Source organism: Pseudoalteromonas sp. 1_2015MBL_MicDiv, assembly GCF_002407505.1.
Lineage (GTDB): Bacteria > Pseudomonadota > Gammaproteobacteria > Enterobacterales > Alteromonadaceae > Pseudoalteromonas > Pseudoalteromonas fuliginea.
Map to the genome: position 1 here is coordinate 3,333,093 of NZ_CP012737.1, position 21,583 is coordinate 3,354,675.

17 protein-coding genes are annotated in these 21,583 nt (G+C 39.1%); 8 read left to right on the forward strand and 9 right to left on the reverse strand.

All coding sequences use genetic code 11. The annotated features are described in order from the left end of the window. Window positions 1-525 precede the first annotated feature (525 nt). From AOR04_RS15000 to AOR04_RS15010, 3 genes are all read right to left on the reverse strand, one after another. Window positions 526-1,425: a diguanylate cyclase gene (locus AOR04_RS15000; protein ID WP_007376541.1), complete on the reverse strand. Its 900-nt coding sequence runs from the start codon at window positions 1,423-1,425 to the stop codon at window positions 526-528. Next, entirely contained in the window at window positions 1,409-5,203 is a 3,795-nt protein-coding gene (locus AOR04_RS15005) for a PAS domain-containing hybrid sensor histidine kinase/response regulator (RefSeq protein WP_096793787.1), read from the reverse strand. The genes AOR04_RS15000 and AOR04_RS15005 overlap by 17 nt, the downstream gene beginning before the upstream one ends. A gap of 66 nt (window positions 5,204-5,269) precedes the next feature. Next, window positions 5,270-6,667: a PhoH family protein gene (locus AOR04_RS15010; protein ID WP_033028338.1), complete on the reverse strand. Its 1,398-nt coding sequence runs from the start codon at window positions 6,665-6,667 to the stop codon at window positions 5,270-5,272. A 305-nt stretch (window positions 6,668-6,972) separates the two neighbouring features. Between AOR04_RS15010 and rapA the strand changes: the two genes are divergently transcribed. After that, on the forward strand, window positions 6,973-9,867 hold the full coding sequence (gene rapA / locus AOR04_RS15015) for an RNA polymerase-associated protein RapA (RefSeq protein WP_033038953.1): 2,895 nt from the start codon (window positions 6,973-6,975) through the stop codon (window positions 9,865-9,867). A 128-nt stretch (window positions 9,868-9,995) separates the two neighbouring features. Here rapA and AOR04_RS15020 read toward each other — a convergent pair whose 3' ends face one another. Genes AOR04_RS15020 through AOR04_RS15030 form a run of 3 tightly spaced genes read right to left on the reverse strand, consistent with a single transcriptional unit; the run spans window position 9,996 to window position 11,366 of the window. Then, the gene (locus tag AOR04_RS15020; protein ID WP_096793788.1) at window positions 9,996-10,817 is read right to left on the reverse strand and encodes a hypothetical protein; all 822 of its coding nucleotides are present in this window, start codon (window positions 10,815-10,817) and stop codon (window positions 9,996-9,998) included. Window positions 10,818-10,851: 34 nt separating this feature from the next. Next, the gene (locus AOR04_RS15025) at window positions 10,852-11,139 is read right to left on the reverse strand and encodes a type II toxin-antitoxin system RelE/ParE family toxin (RefSeq protein WP_096793789.1); all 288 of its coding nucleotides are present in this window, start codon (window positions 11,137-11,139) and stop codon (window positions 10,852-10,854) included. After that, a complete protein-coding gene (locus AOR04_RS15030; RefSeq protein WP_033038999.1) occupies window positions 11,139-11,366 on the reverse strand; it encodes a ribbon-helix-helix domain-containing protein in 228 nt (75 codons plus the stop codon). The genes AOR04_RS15025 and AOR04_RS15030 overlap by 1 nt, the downstream gene beginning before the upstream one ends. A 130-nt stretch (window positions 11,367-11,496) precedes the next feature. On the opposite strand from AOR04_RS15030, the gene rluA reads away from it, so the two are divergent. Continuing rightward, complete coding sequence (rluA, locus tag AOR04_RS15035) at window positions 11,497-12,150, forward strand: bifunctional tRNA pseudouridine(32) synthase/23S rRNA pseudouridine(746) synthase RluA (protein ID WP_096793790.1); 654 nt, start codon at window positions 11,497-11,499, stop codon at window positions 12,148-12,150. A 133-nt stretch (window positions 12,151-12,283) separates the two neighbouring features. After that, the gene (locus AOR04_RS15040) at window positions 12,284-13,174 is read left to right on the forward strand and encodes a DUF3530 family protein (protein WP_442960142.1); all 891 of its coding nucleotides are present in this window, start codon (window positions 12,284-12,286) and stop codon (window positions 13,172-13,174) included. Here the strand turns inward: AOR04_RS15040 and djlA are convergent. From djlA to AOR04_RS15055, 3 genes are read right to left on the reverse strand one after another with little or no spacing between them, the layout of a single operon-like run. Next, entirely contained in the window at window positions 13,157-14,023 is an 867-nt protein-coding gene (gene djlA / locus AOR04_RS15045) for a co-chaperone DjlA (RefSeq protein WP_033028344.1), read from the reverse strand. The two genes, AOR04_RS15040 and djlA, sit on opposite strands and share 18 nt — an antisense overlap. A gap of 29 nt (window positions 14,024-14,052) precedes the next feature. Beyond that, entirely contained in the window at window positions 14,053-14,712 is a 660-nt protein-coding gene (gene murU / locus AOR04_RS15050) for an N-acetylmuramate alpha-1-phosphate uridylyltransferase MurU (RefSeq protein ID WP_096793792.1), read from the reverse strand. Beyond that, entirely contained in the window at window positions 14,709-15,710 is a 1,002-nt protein-coding gene (locus AOR04_RS15055; protein ID WP_096793793.1) for an aminoglycoside phosphotransferase family protein, read from the reverse strand. Before AOR04_RS15055 ends, murU begins: the two co-directional genes overlap by 4 nt. Window positions 15,711-15,822: 112 nt before the next feature. Between AOR04_RS15055 and lptD the strand changes: the two genes are divergently transcribed. The 5 genes from lptD to apaG are packed head-to-tail and all read left to right on the forward strand — an operon-like array spanning window position 15,823 to window position 21,575. After that, window positions 15,823-18,069, forward strand: coding sequence for an LPS assembly protein LptD (lptD, locus tag AOR04_RS15060; RefSeq protein ID WP_096793794.1), 2,247 nt, complete (start codon window positions 15,823-15,825; stop codon window positions 18,067-18,069). Window positions 18,070-18,108: 39 nt separating this feature from the next. Further along, window positions 18,109-19,404 (forward strand): peptidylprolyl isomerase SurA, encoded by a 1,296-nt coding sequence (gene surA, locus AOR04_RS15065; protein ID WP_007376551.1) that lies wholly within the window; start codon window positions 18,109-18,111, stop codon window positions 19,402-19,404. Window positions 19,405-19,406: 2 nt separating this feature from the next. Next, window positions 19,407-20,399 (forward strand): 4-hydroxythreonine-4-phosphate dehydrogenase PdxA, encoded by a 993-nt coding sequence (gene pdxA, locus AOR04_RS15070; RefSeq protein ID WP_008136591.1) that lies wholly within the window; start codon window positions 19,407-19,409, stop codon window positions 20,397-20,399. Then, window positions 20,396-21,202 carry a 16S rRNA (adenine(1518)-N(6)/adenine(1519)-N(6))-dimethyltransferase RsmA gene (gene rsmA, locus AOR04_RS15075; RefSeq protein ID WP_007376553.1) on the forward strand — a complete coding sequence of 269 codons (807 nt, stop codon included), beginning with the start codon at window positions 20,396-20,398 and terminating at the stop codon, window positions 21,200-21,202. Before pdxA ends, rsmA begins: the two co-directional genes overlap by 4 nt. Continuing rightward, on the forward strand, window positions 21,186-21,575 hold the full coding sequence (apaG, locus tag AOR04_RS15080; protein ID WP_007376554.1) for a Co2+/Mg2+ efflux protein ApaG: 390 nt from the start codon (window positions 21,186-21,188) through the stop codon (window positions 21,573-21,575). Before rsmA ends, apaG begins: the two co-directional genes overlap by 17 nt. Window positions 21,576-21,583 lie beyond the last annotated feature (8 nt).

The window sequence follows — 21,583 nt, forward strand, 5'->3', positions numbered from 1 at the left end:
TTATTTATAGGAGTGTGATACCAATCTGCTTATATATGGGGTGAATTTTCAGCAGTATGTTTGGTTTTTAGCCAAGGCAGAGCCTATGTAGCGTGGTTATTCCCCATAAATAGGCGATAACGGAGCATAAAGACCAAACATGCGCTGCCATTTGGGTTCTTTCTAGGGACAATTAACTCTTTGTTGCTCGGTTTTTACTTATTCTTACATGGTAACGCAGGAGCAGTTACCGAGCCCACTAGGTTGCAAACCTCGCGCCGCGATTTAATCGCCCCTAGATTGAAAAAATTTCAATCTACAAAGGTCAACACGCCCTAGTTGTTCTAAATAAAGAATTTTAACGACGTTATAGTGCAATTTAATTCGTTAAATTGATCAACGATTTATGCAAGTTGGTATGACATATACAAACCAACTTTTTCCTATTGTAAATCCACTCAAAACGCTGGTGTTAGTTGTTATAAGATAAGAAGTAAAAGTAGTTTATTATACGCAATACAGGTCACTTAGGAGATCAAAGCTCAATTAGCGTGCAATAATTTGATTACGCCCAGCATCTTTCGCTGCATACAAACCTAAGTCAGCCTCTTCTAAAAGTGTTTGCTCAGCATACACTTTACCACTTTCAGTCGTTGCTACTCCGATACTAATAGTTATATGTTCAGCATTAAGTGACGCTTTATGTTCTATCTTCAGTGCGTTTACAGCATTTCGTAATGTGTTAGCAAATTGAATAGCCTCGTGTTTATTAACACCAGGTAACACGGCTGCAAATTCTTCCCCGCCATAACGTGCTACAAAATCACCACCGCGTTTACACTGAGCAACAAGTACTTGCGCCACTTTTTTTAAGCACTCATCACCGGCACGATGCCCATAACAATCGTTATAACGTTTAAAGTGATCTATATCCATCAGTAATACCGACAGGGGTGTGCTACCTCGTTTACTTCTGCGCCATTCTCGAGATAAATTTTCATCAAGATAACGTCTATTGGGTATTTCTGTTAGGCCATCAATTGAAGCTAACATCTCAAGCAAGTCATTTTTTTGTTTAATGAGTAACTGATTACGTACTCTCACCCTAACAATTGAAGCACTAAATGGCTTAATTATATAATCCATAGCCCCCAGCTCTAAACCTTTAGATTCATCTTCATGGCTTTGATTAGCTGATATGAAAATAATGGGGATAGACTGTGTGATTGGGTTTTCTTTTAATTGCACAAGTACTTCGTAGCCATCAATACCCGGCATTACAACGTCGAGAATGATCAAATCAACCTGTGTTGTTTTCACAAAAGTCAGTGCTTTTTCACCGCTTTCAACTAAAAACACATCATGCTCACCTTTGAGTGTTTTTTCGAGCACTAAACGGTTAAGAGGATCGTCGTCAACAATTAATACCTTAGCTTTTTTCGACATCCATTGCTCCCAAGCCTTTTATAAAAACAATTACCTGCTCTAGCTGCATAATAAGCTCTTTTAACGAAATTTCAACAGACTCATTGGTTGTCTTAAACTGATGTTCACATTGTTGTGCACAAAGTGATAACCGCTTGAAGCCTAAATTGCCTGCCACACCTTTTATACTATGCACTAAGCGTACCAAATCATTTCTATTGGTACTTCCTTCTATTTGGGTGAGCTGGGTTTGGCACAAATTAGCAAACTTATCAATCATGGTTTTGAGTAATGCCTCATCAAAACTGAACTGCGTTAATGCAAATGATTCTTCAAAAAAGCTAGGTTTGGAGAGCCCTAAGTCTGCAATTGCATCAATGAGTACGTCAGCCACTACAGGCTTTGTTAAGTGTTTATTCATACCGCATTTTAATGAGCGCTCAACATCAGCTGGTTCGCAATGAGCGGTTAATGCAAAAATAGGTAATTGCTTAGTGTCAAACTGTTGGCGAATTAAAGCCGTTGCTTGACAGCCGTCAATATGCGGCATTTGTACATCCATTAAAATTAAATCAGGCTTTAAAACGCGTAATAGTTCTATTCCCTCAACGGCACTCATAGCTGTAACAACATTAGCTTTAGCTTGATGCAACACACTGCTAATAATGTCTAAGTTTAATTGGTTGTCATCAATTGCTAACACTAATAATCCCGCTATACCCCTTTTATACACCTGTTCATTCGTTACTACTATTTCACTGTTTATATTAGGCTGCGAGGCAACATCCAAATTAAGCAAGCGTTGAGCAAGTGCTGATGCTTTAACATGTTGAACTGATAGCAGCTGACTTGTTGACAAATTTAATGTGTGTTGATGGTTGATCATAACCACTGAAATTGCTTTTGAAGATAATGAATCGTTGATTGCTTGCACACTTAGTAATTTAGGTAAATCACCAGCATCTATAATTAAGTTTTCAGTTTCGGTTAACTTTATGGGATATTCTAACGCTTCCTTTAGATCAATATTTATTAACTCCGGTAAAGCGCCCACAACACGTTGTAGCTCATAGCTTTGCTCAGATATAACGGCTAATGCATTTGCTGGTAATACGCTACTTTTTGTTGTATCCACCTGTAACAAAATACTAAAATAAAACTCACAACCATGACCTTTCTCACTATTTAATGCAATTTCACCACCCATTAGTGACACCGCATGCTTAACAATAGCGAGTCCTAATCCAACGCCTTGGTGGATTCTTGTTGATGATTCATCGCCTTGCGTGAAAGCGTCAAATAAACGCCTTTGATCAGCTTTATCAATCCCGCAGCCAGTATCTATCACACGAAAACAGATAAGCTGTTGTTCAATACTTACGCTTTGTACTAAATCCATTTTTAGTACAATAGAGCCTGAGCTTGTAAACTTAACCGCATTCGTTAGTAGATTACCTAAAATTTGCTGTAAGCGGATACTATCGCATATAAAAACAGGAGCAATTAAAGGGTCTACATCAATAATAAACTCAACATTTTTATTTTCACACAGCGGCGCCGTTAAGCTATCGCAAATATCAATTAGCTCTACAATATTAAATGGCGCTAACTTAAGTTCAGCTTGCGCACTTTCTACGCGTGCAAAATCCAGCATTCGGTTAAGCATCAATAATAAACTTTGCGCAGCGTGTTTAGCCTGGCCTGTTTGTTGTAGTTGCTTTTGGGTAAGCCCCTGATCTATTAACATATCAAGTAGGCCCAATACCGCGTTAAGTGGAGTGCGTATTTCATGGCTTAAATTAGCAATAAAACGGCTTTTAGCAAGGGTTGCTCGTTCAGCATCATGCTTAGCTTTAGTTAGTGCGCTTACATCCTGTAAATGAATAACATAATAAGAAGGATCACGTTTTTCATCCCACACAAGTGATACACTCAATTGTAACCAATTGGCTAATTTCCCTTGCGCTAAGGTTAAATGGTATACCTTTTTCTTGTCGTCGAGTAACTTTGCTAAAGTGATTTTTATTTCTTGCCATTGGCTGTCGTCAAAGAGCATTTTAAGCTGCTCTCCTACTAAAACAGGATGTTCTATAAATAATTTTCTGGTCGCTTTATTAACTTGTACAATCGTGTGCTCAAGCGACAGCAGCACAACGCTATTAGCAGCAAATTCAATCGCACTTCTAAATTTAGATTCTGAAGCTTTTAAAGCGTACAACGTTTGTTGCTGCTCAGTTATATCTCGTCCTATTCCCATTGTACCCAACAAATGTTGATGCTCATTATAAAAAGGAGCTATGGTTAATTGATAGGACTTATTCTCTGTGTCTATTCGTTGTTGTACATCGTGACGGTTTTGTAAAACTTGCTTTTCTAAAACGCTAATTTGTTCATCATCATTGCTAATTTCCTCCATGCGTTTACCCACTAACGCTGTTTGCTCTTTACCTATATACGCTTCAAATGCCTTATTACACCCTAAAAACAAACCATCAATATTTTTAAAATAAATTAAATCGGGCACACTGTTAAGCATCGTGTTGAGTAATGCTAGGTGACGTTCTTTTGCTTCATAGCTACGCTTTAGCTTTTCGGATTGCAGCTGCACTTGCTCATCAAGATCTTTATTAGCATTTTGCAGTGATTCCACCAGCTGCTTATTTTTAGCAAATACGCGTTTTACTTTCGAAAACCAAGGCTGCCAATTAAGAGGAATTTGATAATCTAATTGTTTATTTTGTTGTGTATCATTTTGCTCTAAATAGTGCATTAAATGCGTCATCGGTTTTATAAAAATACGCTGGCTTAACCAAAAAAACACACCAAACATAATGCTTAAAAATAGTGTTAAAAATATAAATTCTAATAATACTTCGTAACGAATAGAGTTTACTAAATTTGATTTAGGTTCGTGAAATGCAGCATGAATAGGCAAATTGCCCATTGGTTGCATAAAATAATTAGTATTACTGGTTAATATCGTCAGTTTATTATCCGGACCTGCGATGTTTGGCCAATAGGTTTTTAGATCGATGGCTTCGTCAATTAGATTTTTTGAGCTGGCAATAATGTGATGGAACTGATTCATAAATACATATTCACCGTGATTAGGTGATACTTTTTTTAGCCAAGTAGACATTGCCTGAACATCGTAAATTAAAATAATGTAATCGCTTGAACCAAGTTCTCGCTGACGGCCTATAGCAAAATAAGCTTTACCATCTATATTAATTATTGGGCTTGATGAAAGGTTATTTGGAGAAAACTCGGGTTTAAATTGCCCGTCTAAAATTTCGGTTAATAAAAAGCTTTTACTTTTATTACGCCTTGCCACATATGCAATACCACGCTCATCCACATAAGCGACTGCTGAAAGTGACTGCATCAGCGAAAGCGTCGTATTAAAAGAAGGGCCTAACGCGACTAATTGCTGCCACTGTAAAAGCTCACGAGTAGAAAGTGAAAAATCTCCTTTACCAACAATTTCAGTGCCTTGGTTTATAAAGTGACGATAGTAGTAACCATCATACTGGCTAATACCTTCAAGAAGAGTGCTATTTAATTGATTATAAGGAGGCAGTTCGTACAATGTAAACATCGTAGTAAGCAAGTCACTTGCCGCTTGCATGCCATGACTTACTTGTGCAGATACATTGATAAAATCGGCTTCGCGCTTTTCAACAATGCGTTCAAGTTTAATATTATATAAATGTAAGCATAATAAAAGAGCTACAACTAATGGAACCAAAAGCGCAACAAATAAAGAACGATAATAATGTTTAAGAGGTAAAAAATTCAACGTACTGCCTGTGTTATGGCTCGAAAATCAATCGATAGACTATCGAGCCAATTTGTTAAGCGCAAGTTATAAATTTTCTTCTGCGAATGACGCTAAGCGACTACGTACAACCCCGTTAAGGTTTATCGTTGCACTGCCCTCAAAGTTTTTAAAACGCTCTACTATGTACGTTAAGCCCGAAGTCACCGGTGTTAGGTAGTTACTGTCTATTTGCGCCAAGTTACCCGTACAAATTAATTTAGTACCTTCGCCGCAGCGAGTAATAATCGTTTTAAGTTGAGATGCCGTTAAATTTTGGCTCTCATCTAAAATTACCACCGCATTTTGAATGCTACGCCCACGCATAAAGTTAACCGATTTAAACTGCACATTGGCTTTTTCCATAATGTAGTTTCGGCTTGATATCGGATTTTCGTCGCCTTTGTGCAATACCTCCAGCGTATCGGTAATGGCTGCAAGCCATGGCGCCATTTTCTCCTCTTCTGTGCCGGGTAAAAAACCAATGGACTCTGCTATTTCAGGGGTATTACGGGTGACTATTACTTTATCGTAAATACCTTTTTCGATGACCATTTCAAGGGCACTGGCAAGTGCTAACAAGGTTTTACCACACCCCGCAGGGCCGGTTAAAATAACAAGTTCAATACTTGTATCCAGCAGTGCATCAAGCGCCATACCTTGATAAATGTTTTTAGGTTTAACACCCCATGCTTGTTGATGCATTAAACGCTCAACGCCAATATCTTTTAGCGTTATGTGCTCGTCATCGTACGATTTAACGCGCGCCGCAAACTGATCCCCTCCATCAAGTAAATATTCATTACAAAATACATCAGGTATTAAGTTTTTAGGCACATGATGAAACGTATCGCGCCCATGCTGCTCAGTATTACACTCCCCTACATGCTCCCAAACATCCCCTTCAATTTTTTTATAACCACTAGTAAGCAGGCTTATATCGTCAATAAGTTGGTCGGTGCGGTAATCCTCAACATATTTAAGCCCGGCGCCTTTGGCTTTTAGGCGCATATTTATGTCTTTTGTAACAAGTATTACTTTTGAATCACTGTGCTGCTTTTGTAAGTACACGGCGCAATTAATAATACGATGGTCGTTTTCGTTACCTGGTAAACCAGAAATGGAGTCGGCAAATAAATGATCGTTTACAATAATGAGGGTACCTGCAGAGCTCGCTTTTGCCTTTTTGTTACTCGGCAGCGCCACGCCTTGTAGCATTTGTTCAGGCGTTGCATTTTTAAGTACTTCATCTAATCCACGAATAGCGACGCGCGCATCACGACTTACATCGTGTTTTCTGTCTTTTATGTGGTCAAGCTCTTCAAGCACCGTCATTGGGATAACAACGTCATGTTCTTGAAAAGACAAATAAGCGAGAGGTTCGTGAAGTAGTACGTTGGTATCTAGCACATACATTTTACTTTCAAGGTTCGAAGCTTTTTCCATAGCACTTTCCTTACGTTTTATGATTTTTATGCTATACCAAAATAACTAAGTAAAACGGGCAAAACTTAAACCTGCAATACCTAATTGCCAAGGCATAATGTAAGTTTAGTCTATTTGTCATAAAAGTCCGTTTTATTACAAACCATAATTAGTTTTAATTTATAAAAAAAGCAGCCATAAACAAGTTGCTTTAATAGTAATAATTAACACTTACAAAATTAATTAAAAGTGAGCCAAATAGCGCCTTGCAGTGGTGTTAGCTTACAGGTAACATAGCCGCCTTTTTCATCATAGACGAGACATACATGAATTTTTCCTTAGGTCAGCGTTGGATCAGTGATACAGAGTCAGATTTAGGATTAGGCACCGTTGTTGCCATTGAAGGCCGTCAGGTCAGCATATTATTTCCTGCCAGTGGTGAGAGCCGTGTTTATTCTAGTGCAGAAGCACCTGTTACCCGTGTGGCATTTAATCCTGGCGATGTGATCAAAAGCGTTGAAGAATGGGAATTAGAAGTAGAGTCTATTGAAGTACAAGGCGAGTTACTTTGTTATCACGGCACCCGTGTTGATAATGGCGAAACTGCCAAGCTTAAAGAAACCTTTTTAGATCATTTTATTAAATTCAATAAACCACAAGATCGTTTATTTGCAGGCCAAGTAGATCGTTTTGATCGCTACACACTTCGCTACCAAACGTGGTTACATAAATTTGAACGTGAGCAATCGCCTATTAAAGGCTTAATTGGTCAGCGTGCTAATCTTATTCCGCACCAGCTTTATATTGCCCAAGAAGTGGGTAAACGTTTTGCCCCACGCGTACTTTTATCAGATGAAGTAGGCCTTGGTAAAACAATTGAAGCGGGCATGATACTACATCAACAAATTATTAGTGGCCGTGCAAGCCGCGTACTTATTGTTGTACCAGAAAATCTACAGCACCAATGGTTAGTAGAAATGCTACGCCGCTTTAACTTACGTTTTTCTATTTTTGATGAAGAGCGCTGCGACGAAGCGTTTGCAGATTCTCCAAACGTATTTGATACAGAGCAACTAGTACTTACCAGCCTTGAGTTTTTAACCAAGAAAAAACGCTGGTTTGAACAAGCAACGCTTGCTGATTGGGACCTTTTAGTAATAGATGAAGCCCATCATCTAAGTATCAATAACGGCAAGCCAAGCTCAGAGTACCAACGTATGGCAGAGCTTAGCCAAGATATTCCGGGCCTTATTTTGCTTACAGCAACGCCTGATCAACTTGGTCACAGCAGTCACTTTGCGCGTTTACAATTACTCGATCCGGATCGTTTTTACGACTACGACGTGTTTAAAGAAGAAGAAGCAAATTATAAAGACGTAGCGCAAGCTGCAAATCAATTACTGCAAGAGCAAGCTCTGGACGACGCAGCCAAAGCCACGCTAATTGAGCTATTAAAAGAAACCGACATTACTGATATTCTTGCAAAAGCACAGCAAGGTGATTTACCAGCGCGTAAAGAAATACTTAATATGCTGCTCGATCGCCATGGCACAGGTCGTATATTATTCAGAAATAGCCGCAGCGGCATTGACGGCTACCCAAGCCGTAAATTACACGCCTACCCAATGGCACTGCCAAAACAGTATAAAACGGCTATGTCGGTTCTTGGTAACATGGGCGGCATTCAAAACCCTGAACTAAGTGCACACCGTGCTCTGTTTCCTGAAAAAATATTCCAAGAGTTTGAAGGAGAAAGCGCAAGCTGGGGTTTATTCGATCCACGTGTAGATTGGTTAATCGACACCCTTAAAACACTTAAGCGCGAAAAAGTACTGCTTATATGTGCTAAAGCTGAAACAGCTATCAGCCTTGAGCAAATACTGCGTGAACGCGAAGCAATTAAAGCGTCGGTATTCCACGAAGGTATGTCGATTATTGAGCGTGACCGCGCTGCTGCATTTTTTGCAGACGAGTACGATAATGCACAAATATTACTGTGTTCAGAAATTGGCTCAGAAGGTCGTAACTTCCAGTTCTCGCATCACTTAGTATTGTTTGATTTACCACTGAACCCAGATTTACTCGAGCAACGTATCGGTCGATTAGACCGTATAGGTCAAACGCAAGATGTGAACATTCATGTGCCATATTTTGAAAACACCGCTCAAGAAGTACTGCTACGTTGGTATAACGAAGGCCTAGATGCATTCGAATCTACATCAACAACGGGGCAAATGCTTTATAAAGAGTTCCGTGACGACCTACTTGAATATATTTCTGCGCATAACTGCGATGAAGACGAACTCGATCCATTACTTGAGCAAGTAGCACAGCAAAATGCAGTACTGCGTAAAAAAATGGAAAGTGGACGAGATCGTTTACTAGAACTACATTCATCGGGTCAAGGTGCTGCAGATTCGCTTGTGGCTGATATTGAAAAACTCGATAACCAGTTTGAGTTGCCAAGCTACATGATCAACGTGTTCGACACATTTGGTGTTAGCCAAGAAGATAAAGGCGAAAACACCATTATCTTAAAGCCAACGGAACATATGTTAAGTGCCTCATTCCCATCGCTTAAAGACGATGGCATGACGGTTACCTTTGATCGCGACACAGCTCTTTCGCAAGAAGACGTACACTTTATTAGTTGGGATCACCCAATGGTGCAAGGCACCATGGATATGATTTGTGACGATGACTTTGGTAGCGCATCAGTTGCACTGCTTAAAAACAAAAAATTACCGCCTGGCACCTTTTTTGTTGAGCTTATTTTTGTTGCAGAAGCAATGGCACCAAAAGTATTACAAGTTGGTCGCTTTTTACCACCTACACCAATTCGTATATTGCTCGATAAAGCAGGTAATAACTTAGGTGAGAATGTGGCATTTGAAGGCTTTAATCAGCAGCTATCAGCCGTTGGCCGCCAAACAGCAAGTAAGCTTGCGGGAGCACTGCAAAGCGCTGTTCACCCTATGATCACAACCGCTAAAGATATGGCACAAGAAAAACTTGAAGTTATTCGCGCAGCGTCGCTTGTTAAAATGCAAACATCACTCAGTGAAGAGCAAGAGCGACTTGTTGCCCTTAAGCAAATTAACCCTAATATTCGACAAGAAGAAATAACGTTTTACGATAAGCAACGCAACGACCTAACTACGTATATTGAAAAAACGCAGTTACAACTTGATGCCATTCGCTTAATTGTTGTTTCGCACTAAGGTTTCAGAAAAGACTGCTAATAAGCGTAAGTTAAATAGAAGTGCGGTATTTATATCGCACTTTTTTTCATAAAAATACATCTAAAACACAGTAACTATTCCGTCATTAGACTCACAATCTATATTAACTAGAAGCTAATACCTCCAATATTTTCGCTTATGTTCACGTCGAGATATTGCATTGCATCATGTAAATTTAAAATCAATTGGCTGACTGAGATTGCAAGCTTTTGGATATCATCCCTTGAAATATAATGAGCTTTTCCATCTTTTGTCTTTCCACTTCGATGAACACAATCATGCCTAATAAGTATTGCAGTCTCAAAATATCGCCTTTCATTTACTATCAGCTTTTGAAGATCAATATCTAATACATTCATATATATTTTACTAACTACCCCGAGATTATGATAAAGAATTTCTGATAATCTACCGGTGACTATATCTTCTAATAAATTAGGTTTTTGAATAATAAGCTTAAGAGAGTACGTCTCATTTTTAAGCTTTTCCGAAGTAAGGATGAACTTTTTTATATACTCATCTGAACTGAGTACATGGCACCTTAATGCATCACCAAAGTAAGTCTCCAACGTAATGATACATTGAGTATAAAACAGTCTATTAAAATAAGTATTATTGACATAGTTTTCTGATAAAAGATGATAGGTTAATTGCTCTAAGTTAAATACGGCACTTTTAAATACAGCTTGATACTCACTTTCTCCTTCTCCTAGCTTATAACCATCATTTAGGTGATAATCAAAATTTAAAGAGTTAGGATCTTTACTTACATGCACCTGAAAAGGATTGTCACAGTTAGTGCAATTAAGGATTTCTAATTGGTGCTCAACCTCCCCGTCAATAGCAAGCGGTAAGTCATTATTAGAATCGGGCTCATGACTATTTAATTCACCACATCGACTGCAATAAAACTCTATATTTCCATACATGAAACCTCCTTTGCTTGGTATCCAGATTAAATTTTCACAACCACTCTTGTGTATCTTGTCCACCCAAAATAGCCATAATTTCTACATTTTCTTCGGTAACCCTGTAATAAATACTGTCTGAACCACAGACTGCTCGCCGATAACCCTTACGTATATGCTCAACTGATTGGTAGAAATAAGGGTTTGCTGCTAGTTTTTCAAACATAGTAAAAAAAGCATAAAAATAATTATCTGCTTGCTGTTGTGAATATTCATCACAGCCGTACTGGTAAATGCGACGTAAATCTTCTTTAGCATCGTTTGAAAGCTTGTATGTACGCATTACTTCGTGCTTGATTTGAATTCTGCTAGCATTTCATCTGCAGATTGAGTGCTAAAGCCACTTTGCTCAGACTTTGCAAGCTTACTATTTATTACCTCAGCTCTTCGAGCACGCCTGATCAGGTCGTTTACCAGTTCACTTTTATTTGCGTAATCACCCACGTTTTCAACGTGATTACGCAGCCATAAATCATTTTGCTCAGTAAGCGAAATACTTTGTCTAGCCATAACATTAAACCTTGCTTGCAATAGTTGGTGTAATTTTACACCAGAACAAAAAACACGCAATAAATTTTTCCCTTGAGCCTTCAGCCTCGCTCCACTAAAATAGCGCCCTTAAAAATCATTAAGGCAGGCTGTGTTAGTTAACTATAATCCCCCAATGAGCCCGTATTTAACAATACTTTTCCAAGACGACGATTTGCTCATCGTTAATAAGCCAAGCGAGTTATTAACCGTCCCGGGTAAAGATCCTAAACATGCCGATTGTTTAATAAGCCGTGTTAATCGTGTTTTTCCAACAGCTAAAATAGTTCATCGTTTAGATATGGCAACATCGGGCATACTTTGCCTTGCTATGAATAAAGTAGCGCACAGGCATTTAAGTATGCAGTTTCAAGAACGCGAAACAGCTAAGCGTTATATTGCACGTGTATTTGGGCAGCTTGAGGTCGATACGGGAACCGTGGATCTGCCGCTTATTTGTGATTGGCCTAATCGCCCAAAACAAATGGTTGATCACGAAAATGGTAAGCCATCGCTTACGCACTTTAAAATACTTGAGCGCGAAGCCGATGCTACCCGTGTAGAGCTAACGCCAATAACTGGGCGCTCACATCAGTTACGTGTGCATATGCTAAGTTTAGGACATCCTATTTTAGGTGATAGGCTCTATGCCCATAAAGACGCACTTGCCGCAGCTCCTCGCTTACAATTACACGCACAAATGCTGAAGTTGAAGCACCCTACAACTGAGCAAGTACTTACATTTGAAGCCGAACCTGAGTTTTAATCATTGCATTAATGATTATTAAGCCATAGTGCTAAACTTTTACCGTAGTACGCCGATACCTAATTAGTATTCATTATTTGAGCTTCTTATGGTATCTGCGCAGTTTTTAAAAAGTATACTTAACGTATTACTAATGTGTACGCTATTTTTAAGCATACAGGTAACAGCTGCAGAGCATATTGCCCCTCCTACATTATCAAGTATTGAAAACAACGATATTGAACGCTTGCTTCCAAATGACGAAATAAAATCAATACTTGCAGGTGAAACCGAGTTTTTGAGTTTATACAGCGAATATATGAGCGCCGACTTTAGAGGTGTTGTATTACTTATACCCGACTGGCAATCAGTGCCAACAAACAATGCTGGCATGAGCTTTTTACGAAAAGAACTTAATAACTTAGGCTATACCACTTACGCAATGACGGTACCCGACATAGACTGGCAAGCCAGCAAAATACCAGACTCATCAACAGAAATGTCTGCAGAAACAACGACACCTGATGCAGCTACAAGCACAGAGCCTGCGACTGCAGATATGAAGAAAAATGCAGAACCTCATTATGTTAATGCTTTAGAAAAAGTGACTAATGAAGTACTCGACAATTATAAAATAAATCTGATTGCTCGCTTTAATGCGCTATACCAAACTGCAATGCAAGAGCCAGGTAACGTAGTGGTTATTGCACAAGGTACCAGTGCTGGCGTATTACTTGAGTACTATGCCGACTTTCCAGAACAGAGAGTAGATGCATTTATAAGTTTAAGCAGTTACTTACCTAATACTAAACGTAATAAAGATTTGAGCCAAACAACATCACTTGTTACGCCAGCTTTACTCGATATTTACTATGCTAATGACAGCAATGATATTTTAATGAGCCTTAAAAATCGCCAACGCTGGGTTAACCGAAATGCTAAATTTGATTATCGCCAACGCCAGCTATTTGGCCTGCGCGATCAACCGGATCAACACGCACGTCTAACAAAAGAAATAGACGGCTTTTTACGCCGCCTTTTTTAAATATTCATAAGCTGCTTGAATATCTTGGCTCTTTTTAACTGCAAGCTCCATCATGTGTTTTGGTAAACCTTGCGATACCAATTTATCTGGGTGATGTTGGGACATAAGTTTACGGTACGCTACTTTTATCTCACGCTCAGTCACACCATCATTAAGCCCTAATAACGCCAATGCCTGTGTACGATTCATATTATTATTGGGTGGGACATGATGACCCGAGCCTTCACGGTAGCTGCTACTTTGCCCTTGGCTTTGTTGCTGTTGATTAAAGCGCTGTTGTTGCTTTCTAAAGTTAAATTCTGCTTGATAGCGTTTTAATACGAATGCAAAATGCGTTTTCGAAATCCCTAACTGCTTACTTACCTCTGCTAACAATTGTTTTTCTTGTTCGGCTAACACCCCATCAGAGAATGCCATTTGAATTTGTATCTCTAAAAACAATTGCATCAAGTCGTTTCGCTTAGCAAAGCGTTCTTTAAAGTCGTGCACGGTTTCTTTAAGTGAGAAGTCGCCCTCTTTACCCGACTGAAAAGCCTGCTGTGCTTCGCGGCGCTCTTCGCCTTTTAAACCCATTTCATCCATAAACAAGTTGGCGGCTTTTATATGCACTTCGCTAACTCTGCCATTCGATTTAGCAATATGCCCCATTACGGCAAAACAGCTCGAAAAGAACAAAGCTTGGCGCTCGTTTACATCTGCATCGTTAAACAAGCTTGAAAAGCCACCCGCTTTATCAAAGTTACTTTTTAAGCTTTTATCAAATAAATGGCCAAGGTATAAACCTAAAATGGCACCAAAAATTTTGCCAAACATAAAACCAAAACAAAAACCGAGTATTTTTCCCCACATTTATAATGCTGCCTTTTTAAAAAATTTAGTTAATGCGCCGCAAGGCGTTTGTTTAAGTCATTTAAACGATCGGGTGTACCTATATCATCCCACTGACCAATATAAAGCTCAGTAGAGATTACATGCTTACTTAGCTTTTCACGTAAAATAGGCCCTAAAGGACGCCTCCCTTGCGTTAACCCTTTGAAAAAATCAGCCTGATACCGACTGATCCCTGAGAATGTATACTTTTGACTCTCTGGCGATAAATGACTTAATGCAAAATCACCATCTGGATTATGTGGTGGGTTTTGTATTAGCACAATATGCGCCTCACCCGCTTGCAAATGCAGCTGCATTAGCGCACTTACATCATAATCGGTATATACATCGCCATTAACTACAATGAAAGACTCTCCAAGTAGAGGTAGCGCCTGAATAATACCGCCAGCAGTTTCAAGACCACCTTCAACTTCTTGACTGTAAAGTATGTTTACCCCAAATTGACTGCCATCGTTAAAGTAATCTTTTATTTTATCACCTTGCCAAGCGAGGTTTATTACAATATCGGTAATTCCGGCAGCTTTGAGGTTATTTATATGATGCTCAATAAGTGGTTTTTCTGCTACTTTTAACATTGGCTTTGGCATATTCTGTGTTAGCGGCATCATCCTCTGTCCGCGTCCTGCGGCTAAAATCAACGCTTTCATGTGCGCTCCTTTGCTAACTTTTCAGTCACTTTTGGCACTATGGTATGTTTAGTCCAATCACTCAATGCTTTAAGCTCGGGATAATTAGCAGCCACTTCAATAATATAATCAAGTGTGGGTAAAATATTATCTAAATAACCCGTTTTTCCGTCGCGTAAATATAATCGACAAAATATACCAGCTGCTTTTAAGTGGCGCTGAATACCGGTTAAATCAAACCAATATTTAAACTCATCAAATGAGGTATTAACCATTAAATTTTGAGCAGTGAACTCGCTATAAGCAAAATCAAGCAAGCTTTTTAGCTCTTTTGCCGGAAGTTTAAAATAGCAATCACGAAGCAGCGATACTAAATCGTAACAAAGCGGACCACGTACCGCATCTTGATAATCTATAATCGCCCACAGGCCATTACTATTCATAATATTTCGACTGTGATAATCACGGTGCACGGTTACTGTAGGCTGCACAAGCATAGCCTGAGTGAGTAACTCACAGCTTGTTTGCCACATAGCTTGATACGCTGCAGTTGGGGATTCATCTATAAAGTCGTTTACTAACCACTGACTAAATATATCGAGCTCAAGTTTTATAAAGTCTTTATTGTAAGCTTGCATAACAGCTGAGGGTGGTGTTTTTGCCCATTGAGCACTTAAAATAATTAAAGCTTTGTAATACTCAATACGATTTTCATCATCTAGCATATCAGCCAAATGCTTACTGCCTAAATCACTTAGTATAAAAAAGCCTTGCTGCTCGTCGCTAGCAATTATTTTTGGAAGTAAAAAGCCTTGCTCGGTAAATATCTTATTAAGTAATATATAAGGCGCGTTATTTACTTTTTGGGGTTCTGAATCCATCACAATAAAATGCTCATTACTGCACGTTAAACGGTAATAGCGACGGAAACTAGCATCCCCTGTTATCGCATTTAACAAAGTAGGCTGCGTATTAAAGTGTGTGTTTATAAATTGTTGTAAATTATCAAAGCGTGTCATTTTATAAGATATCTATTTTTAACTAAGTTAATTAGGTCAATTACTGTATTTGCCATTATTTTCCTTTATTATGTGCAAATTATATTTAATCACAAAGCATTAAGGTCAATAAATGAGCAAAACCTGGGGCATATTGATGCTAAGCGTAGTTAGCGCACCATCGCTTGCCGAAACTGAACTGACGCACAACCTTTGTGGCATTTCAATGCAAACCAGAGCTTGGCAACCACTTCCAGGCCTTGAGCTTGGTACTGTTGATATTAAAGCTGATGATGTAGAGCTCCTCGGCACTCAAAGTGCTGAATTTACCGGCAATGTTGATATTAACACCGTTAATATGAGTTTGTCCGCACAAACTGCGTTGATAGATAAACAGCGTGGTTTATTAAATGCAACCGGACCAATTACTTATCGTGACACAATTAGCCAAATAAGCAGCAAAGGGCTAAACGCCGATTTAAGCAACTCAGAAATTAGCCTACTTGGTGCAGATTACAGTTTAACCGATCAACAAGGTAAAGGTGGTGCAGAAAAGCTGACCGTGAATGATTCTGGCTTAGTGCTCATGAATGCAAGCTTTACTGCTTGTCCCGGTCAAAGCCCTGTATGGGAAATAGAAGCAGACGAAATTAATTTATCCCGCGAGGAAGGCTGGGGCGAAACTCACAATGCGGTGCTAAGAATTCTTGATACACCTGTTTTATATTTGCCTTATTTTACATTTGCACTCGATGAACGTCGTAAATCAGGATTACTAAAGCCTAATATTTCCAGCTCAGATCGCTATGGTATTGAAACAATTACACCTTATTACTGGAACATAGCGCCAAATTTTGATGCCACTATTACCCCGCGCTATATGTCTCGTAAAGGCTTGCAACTGCAAACAGAGTTTCGGTACTTAACTGAGCAACATGAAGGTTTGGTCGGTGTAGAGTACTTAAATAAAGACGATTCAGAGCCAACTCTTGATTCACGTTATATGTTTCATTGGCAACAAAGAAGTTATTTAGGTGAGAGCTGGCGAGCTAATGTAGATATTACCAACGTAAGTGATGACAATTACATTACTGATCTTGATTCTAACTATGCAAATAAAACCGATACCCAACTTTACCGAACTGGCGCACTAACACACTTAGGTGAGACATGGCGTACAGATATTAAAGTGCAAAACTTTGAAGTACTCGGTGATCACTTAGAATCATATACCGCTATACCTCAAATCAACTTTACTCAAACAGCCCCATGGCGTATTGATAATTTTGATTTTACAGTTTCTGGCGAAATCAGTCATTTTACTAACGACTCAGCCATTATAGATCAAGCAACGCGAGTGCATTTAGAGCCTAAAGCTCGCTTTGATTACAAACAACATGCATGGTCGTTTTTATCTGAAGTAAGTTTATTGCAAACAAATTATAAACAACATGGTGATTTAGATGGCACGCAATACAGCGAAAGCGTATCGCGTACAATCCCTAAAGTTCGTTTATATTCTCAACTAAATTTTGAACGTAATACATCATCTTTTATTGAAGATGGTATTCAAACCTTGGAGCCTCAAGTTCAGTATTTATATACCCCCAATAAAGACCAATCTGATATTGGGTTATTCGATACAACTAAGCTACAAGACGATTACTATGGCTTATTTAGAGACACTCGATTTTCGGGTGTTGACCGCATTGCCGCTGCAAACCAATTTACATTGGGTGCAACAACGCGTTTGTTTGATAAAAAACAAGAAGAAGTGTTTAACTTTAGCGCTGGACAAATATTTTATTTAAGTGACTCAGCTAAACCAACAGAGCAAGGCTTAAACTCAGACACTAATTATAATGCACTATTTGCAGCCCAAACCATGTTACATTGGCATCGACGTTGGTACCTTGCTGGAGGTATTCAATACGATACAGATGGTAAACAAATGGTTCAGTCAAATGTAACACTTGATTACAAAGGTGATAATAATCAGCTAGTACAATTGAACCATCGCTATGCAAATGATGTCTCAGGAAATACAATCGAGCAAGCGGGTGTATTTACAAGTATTCCCATTAGTGACGAATGGCAATTTATTGCAAGCTATCATCGAGATCTTGAAAATAACAGAAGTATCGAAATATTGAGCGGATTACAGTATGAATCATGCTGTTGGGCATTCCAAATTACTGGTCATCGCCAAATCGAAACTGACTTAAATCAGTCAATAGGACAAGAACAAGCAACTTTTGACTCAAGTATTGGTTTTAATTTTGTATTAAAAGGACTGGGTAGTAAAAGCCGCTATGATGCACAAAAACTATTACAACAAGGTATTTTTGGCTATCGTAGACCGTATTTTCTTAGTAACTAGTATCACAACAGTACTATTAGCAAGAGTAGTAAAGAGAACATGACTTTAAAAAAATTATTAGTATCAACAGTTTTAAGTATCAGCCTTTGCCAAAGTGCATTAGCAGCCCCTGTAGAAATCGACAAGGTGATTGGCGTTGTAAACCAAGGCGTTATTTTAAATAGTGAAGTAGACACCATTGTAAATCGTGTTAAAAAACAAGCCGAAGAGCAAGGGCAGCAACTTCCTAAAGATGAAACCTTACGTGTACAAGCAATAGAACGCTTAGTTAGCCAAACATTGATGATGCAAATGGCTGAACGTATGGGATTACAAATATCTGATAGCCAGCTAGACCAAACGCTAGCAAATATGGCAAAAGAACAAGGCGGTACAATTGCTGATCTACGTAAAACCATTGAAGGTTCTGGCGAGAGTTTTCAAGCATACCGTGAAGAAATCCGTAAAGAAATAACCACTCAACAAGTTACACGCGCCAATGTAGATCGCCGAATTTATATTAGCGATCAAGAAGTTGATAATTTGCTAAAAATTATGGAAAGTCAGGGACAAAACTCTGAAGAGTATAATATCGGGCACATTCTTATCGATATTCCTAATGATGCGACTGCTGATGAAATATCTGCAGCAAAAACACGAGCAGATAAAGTAATAGAACTATTAAATGATGATCAAGAATTTAAACGTATTGCCATTTCGTCATCAAGCGGTTCAAAAGCACTTGAAGGCGGACAACTAGGCTGGATGGGTATTAATGAAATGCCATCATTATTTGCAGAAGCAGTTAAAGGCAAAAAAAGTGGTGCTATTATTGGCCCTCTTCGCTCTGGCGCTGGATTTCATATAATTAAAGTACAAGAAATTCGTGGACTACAAGTTGTAGAAACAACTGAAGTGCGCTCACGTCATATACTAATCAAACCCTCTATTATCTTAAGCGAAGAAAAAGCACGAAATATGCTTGCTGGTTTTGCAAAAGACTTACGTGCTGGTACCGCTGATTTTGGTGAACTAGCTAAAGAATATTCTGAAGATCCAGGTTCAGCTCTCAAAGGTGGCGAATACGATTGGACTGATCCAACAACTTACGTTCCAGCTTTTAGAGATACTTTACTTTCTCTTAAACAAGATGAAATTAGTGAACCATTCAGAACTCGATTTGGTTGGCATATTGTTCAGTTACTTGGTAAACGTGTAGCTGATAAAACAGAGCTTGCTAAACGCAATCGTGCTCATGGCATGTTGTTCAATCGTAAATTTAAAGAAGAAAGTTTTAACTGGCAACAAGAAATGCGCGAGCAAGCTCACGTTGAAATTTTCCCTACAGACCAATAAATATGACCTTAAGAATTGCGATTACCCCGGGCGAGCCAGCAGGCATCGGCCCAGATTTACTTCTTACGCTTGCTCAGCAAGCGTGGGATGCTCAGCTTGTCGTACTAGCTGATGGTAAACTGCTTAAAGAACGTGCTAAACATCTTGGTTTGCCTATTAATTTAATTAAGTTTGATGAAAATGCCCCCGCAAAAGTAGCACCTGCGGGTAGTGTTTATATACATCAAGTTGATTTAGGTGTTGATGTAGAACTTGGGGTATTAAACGACGGTAATGGCCAATACGTTTTAGACACTTTGCGTATCGCAAGTGAAAAAAACATGGATGGTACATTCGATGCTGTTGTAACTGGTCCTGTCCATAAAGGTATTATTAACAAAGCTGGTATCTCTTTTAGCGGCCATACTGAATACTTTGCACAGCAATCAGATACTGCTGACGTTGTGATGATGCTGGCAACTGAGGGCTTACGTGTCGCACTTGTGACAACCCATATCCCACTTGCTTATGTATCGCGTGCTATTACCGAAGAACGTCTTACTAAAGTAGCGGGTATTTTAAATCACGACTTACAAACTAAATTTGGTATCGAAAAGCCACGTATTTTGGTATGCGGTTTAAACCCGCATGCAGGAGAAGATGGCCACTTAGGACGTGAAGAGATTGAAACAATCACACCTACTCTTGATGTACTTAGAAGCCAAGGTATGAATTTAATAGGTCCATTACCTGCGGACACGTTATTCCAAGATAAATATCTATCTGAAGCTGATGCTGTGCTTGCTATGTATCACGATCAGGGATTACCTGTGCTAAAATACAAGGGATTTGGTAATTCTGTGAATATTACATTAGGTTTACCATTTATCCGCACTTCAGTTGATCATGGTACGGCGCTAGATTTAGCCGGTACAGGTACAGCTGACGTTGGCAGTTTTGAATTAGCGATCCGCGAAGCAATTAAGCTCGCCCAAGAAAAAGCACAAAATCAATGACCGATAAAGTACATTTAGGACACCGCGCCCGTAAACGTTTTGGGCAAAACTTTTTATTTGATGAAATGATCATCGATAAAATAGTCTCTGCAATCGATCCTAAACCAGAAGACAACTTAGTAGAAATTGGCCCTGGACTTGGCGCTATTACAGAGCCTGTCGCTGATCTTAGTGGCCACCTAACGGTTGTTGAACTAGATAAAGATTTAGCACAACGTTTAATTGAGCACCCATTTTTAGGCCCTAAATTAACCGTTAACCAAGGCGATGCAATGACGTTTGACTTTGCAAGCCTAGTAAGAGACGACAAAAAATTAAAAGTGTTTGGCAACTTACCTTATAATATTTCTACGCCTTTACTGTTTCATCTTTTTGAATTTGCAGACAATATTGAACACATGCATTTTATGCTACAAAAAGAAGTCGTAAAGCGTATGGTTGCAGGCCCTGGTAGTAAAACCTTTGGCCGTTTAAGTGTAATGACTCAATACTACTGTAATGCAATGCCAGTGATAGAAGTGCCACCTGAGTGCTTTAAGCCAGCACCTAAGGTTGATTCTGCAGTTATTCGTTTAATCCCTAAAAAGCCAGAACAACGCACGGCTAAAAGCGTTAAAATTCTAAACACTGTGTGCTTGGAAGCCTTCAATCAGCGCCGTAAAACACTGCGCAACAGCTTGGGCAACTTACTAACAGCAGAAGAGCTTACAAGCATTGGGATAGACATAACGTTGCGCGCTGAGCGCTTATCTTTACAACAATTTATTGATATAGCTAATTGGATTTATGACAACAAGCAGTAATATTGGATCGCCTGTTAAGGTATCTGTAGAAACATTTTACGTAGAAGGCCAGTCTCAACCAGAGATCGAAAAATACGTATTTGCCTATTCGGTAACTATTCGAAACCATAGTCTGTGTAGCGCTAAGTTACTTAGCCGCTATTGGTTGATTACAGATGCAAATGGCAAAGAAACTGAAGTAGAAGGTGAAGGTGTTGTTGGCGAAATGCCAACCATAGGCCCTGGTGAAAGCTACAAATATACCAGTGGAGCTATACTTGATACACCAGTAGGCACTATGCAAGGGCATTATACTTTACGCAATGAATTTGGTTCTGAGTTTCAAGCACCTATTAACGTGTTTCGCTTAGCTTGCCCTAATATTTTGCACTAAATGATAAC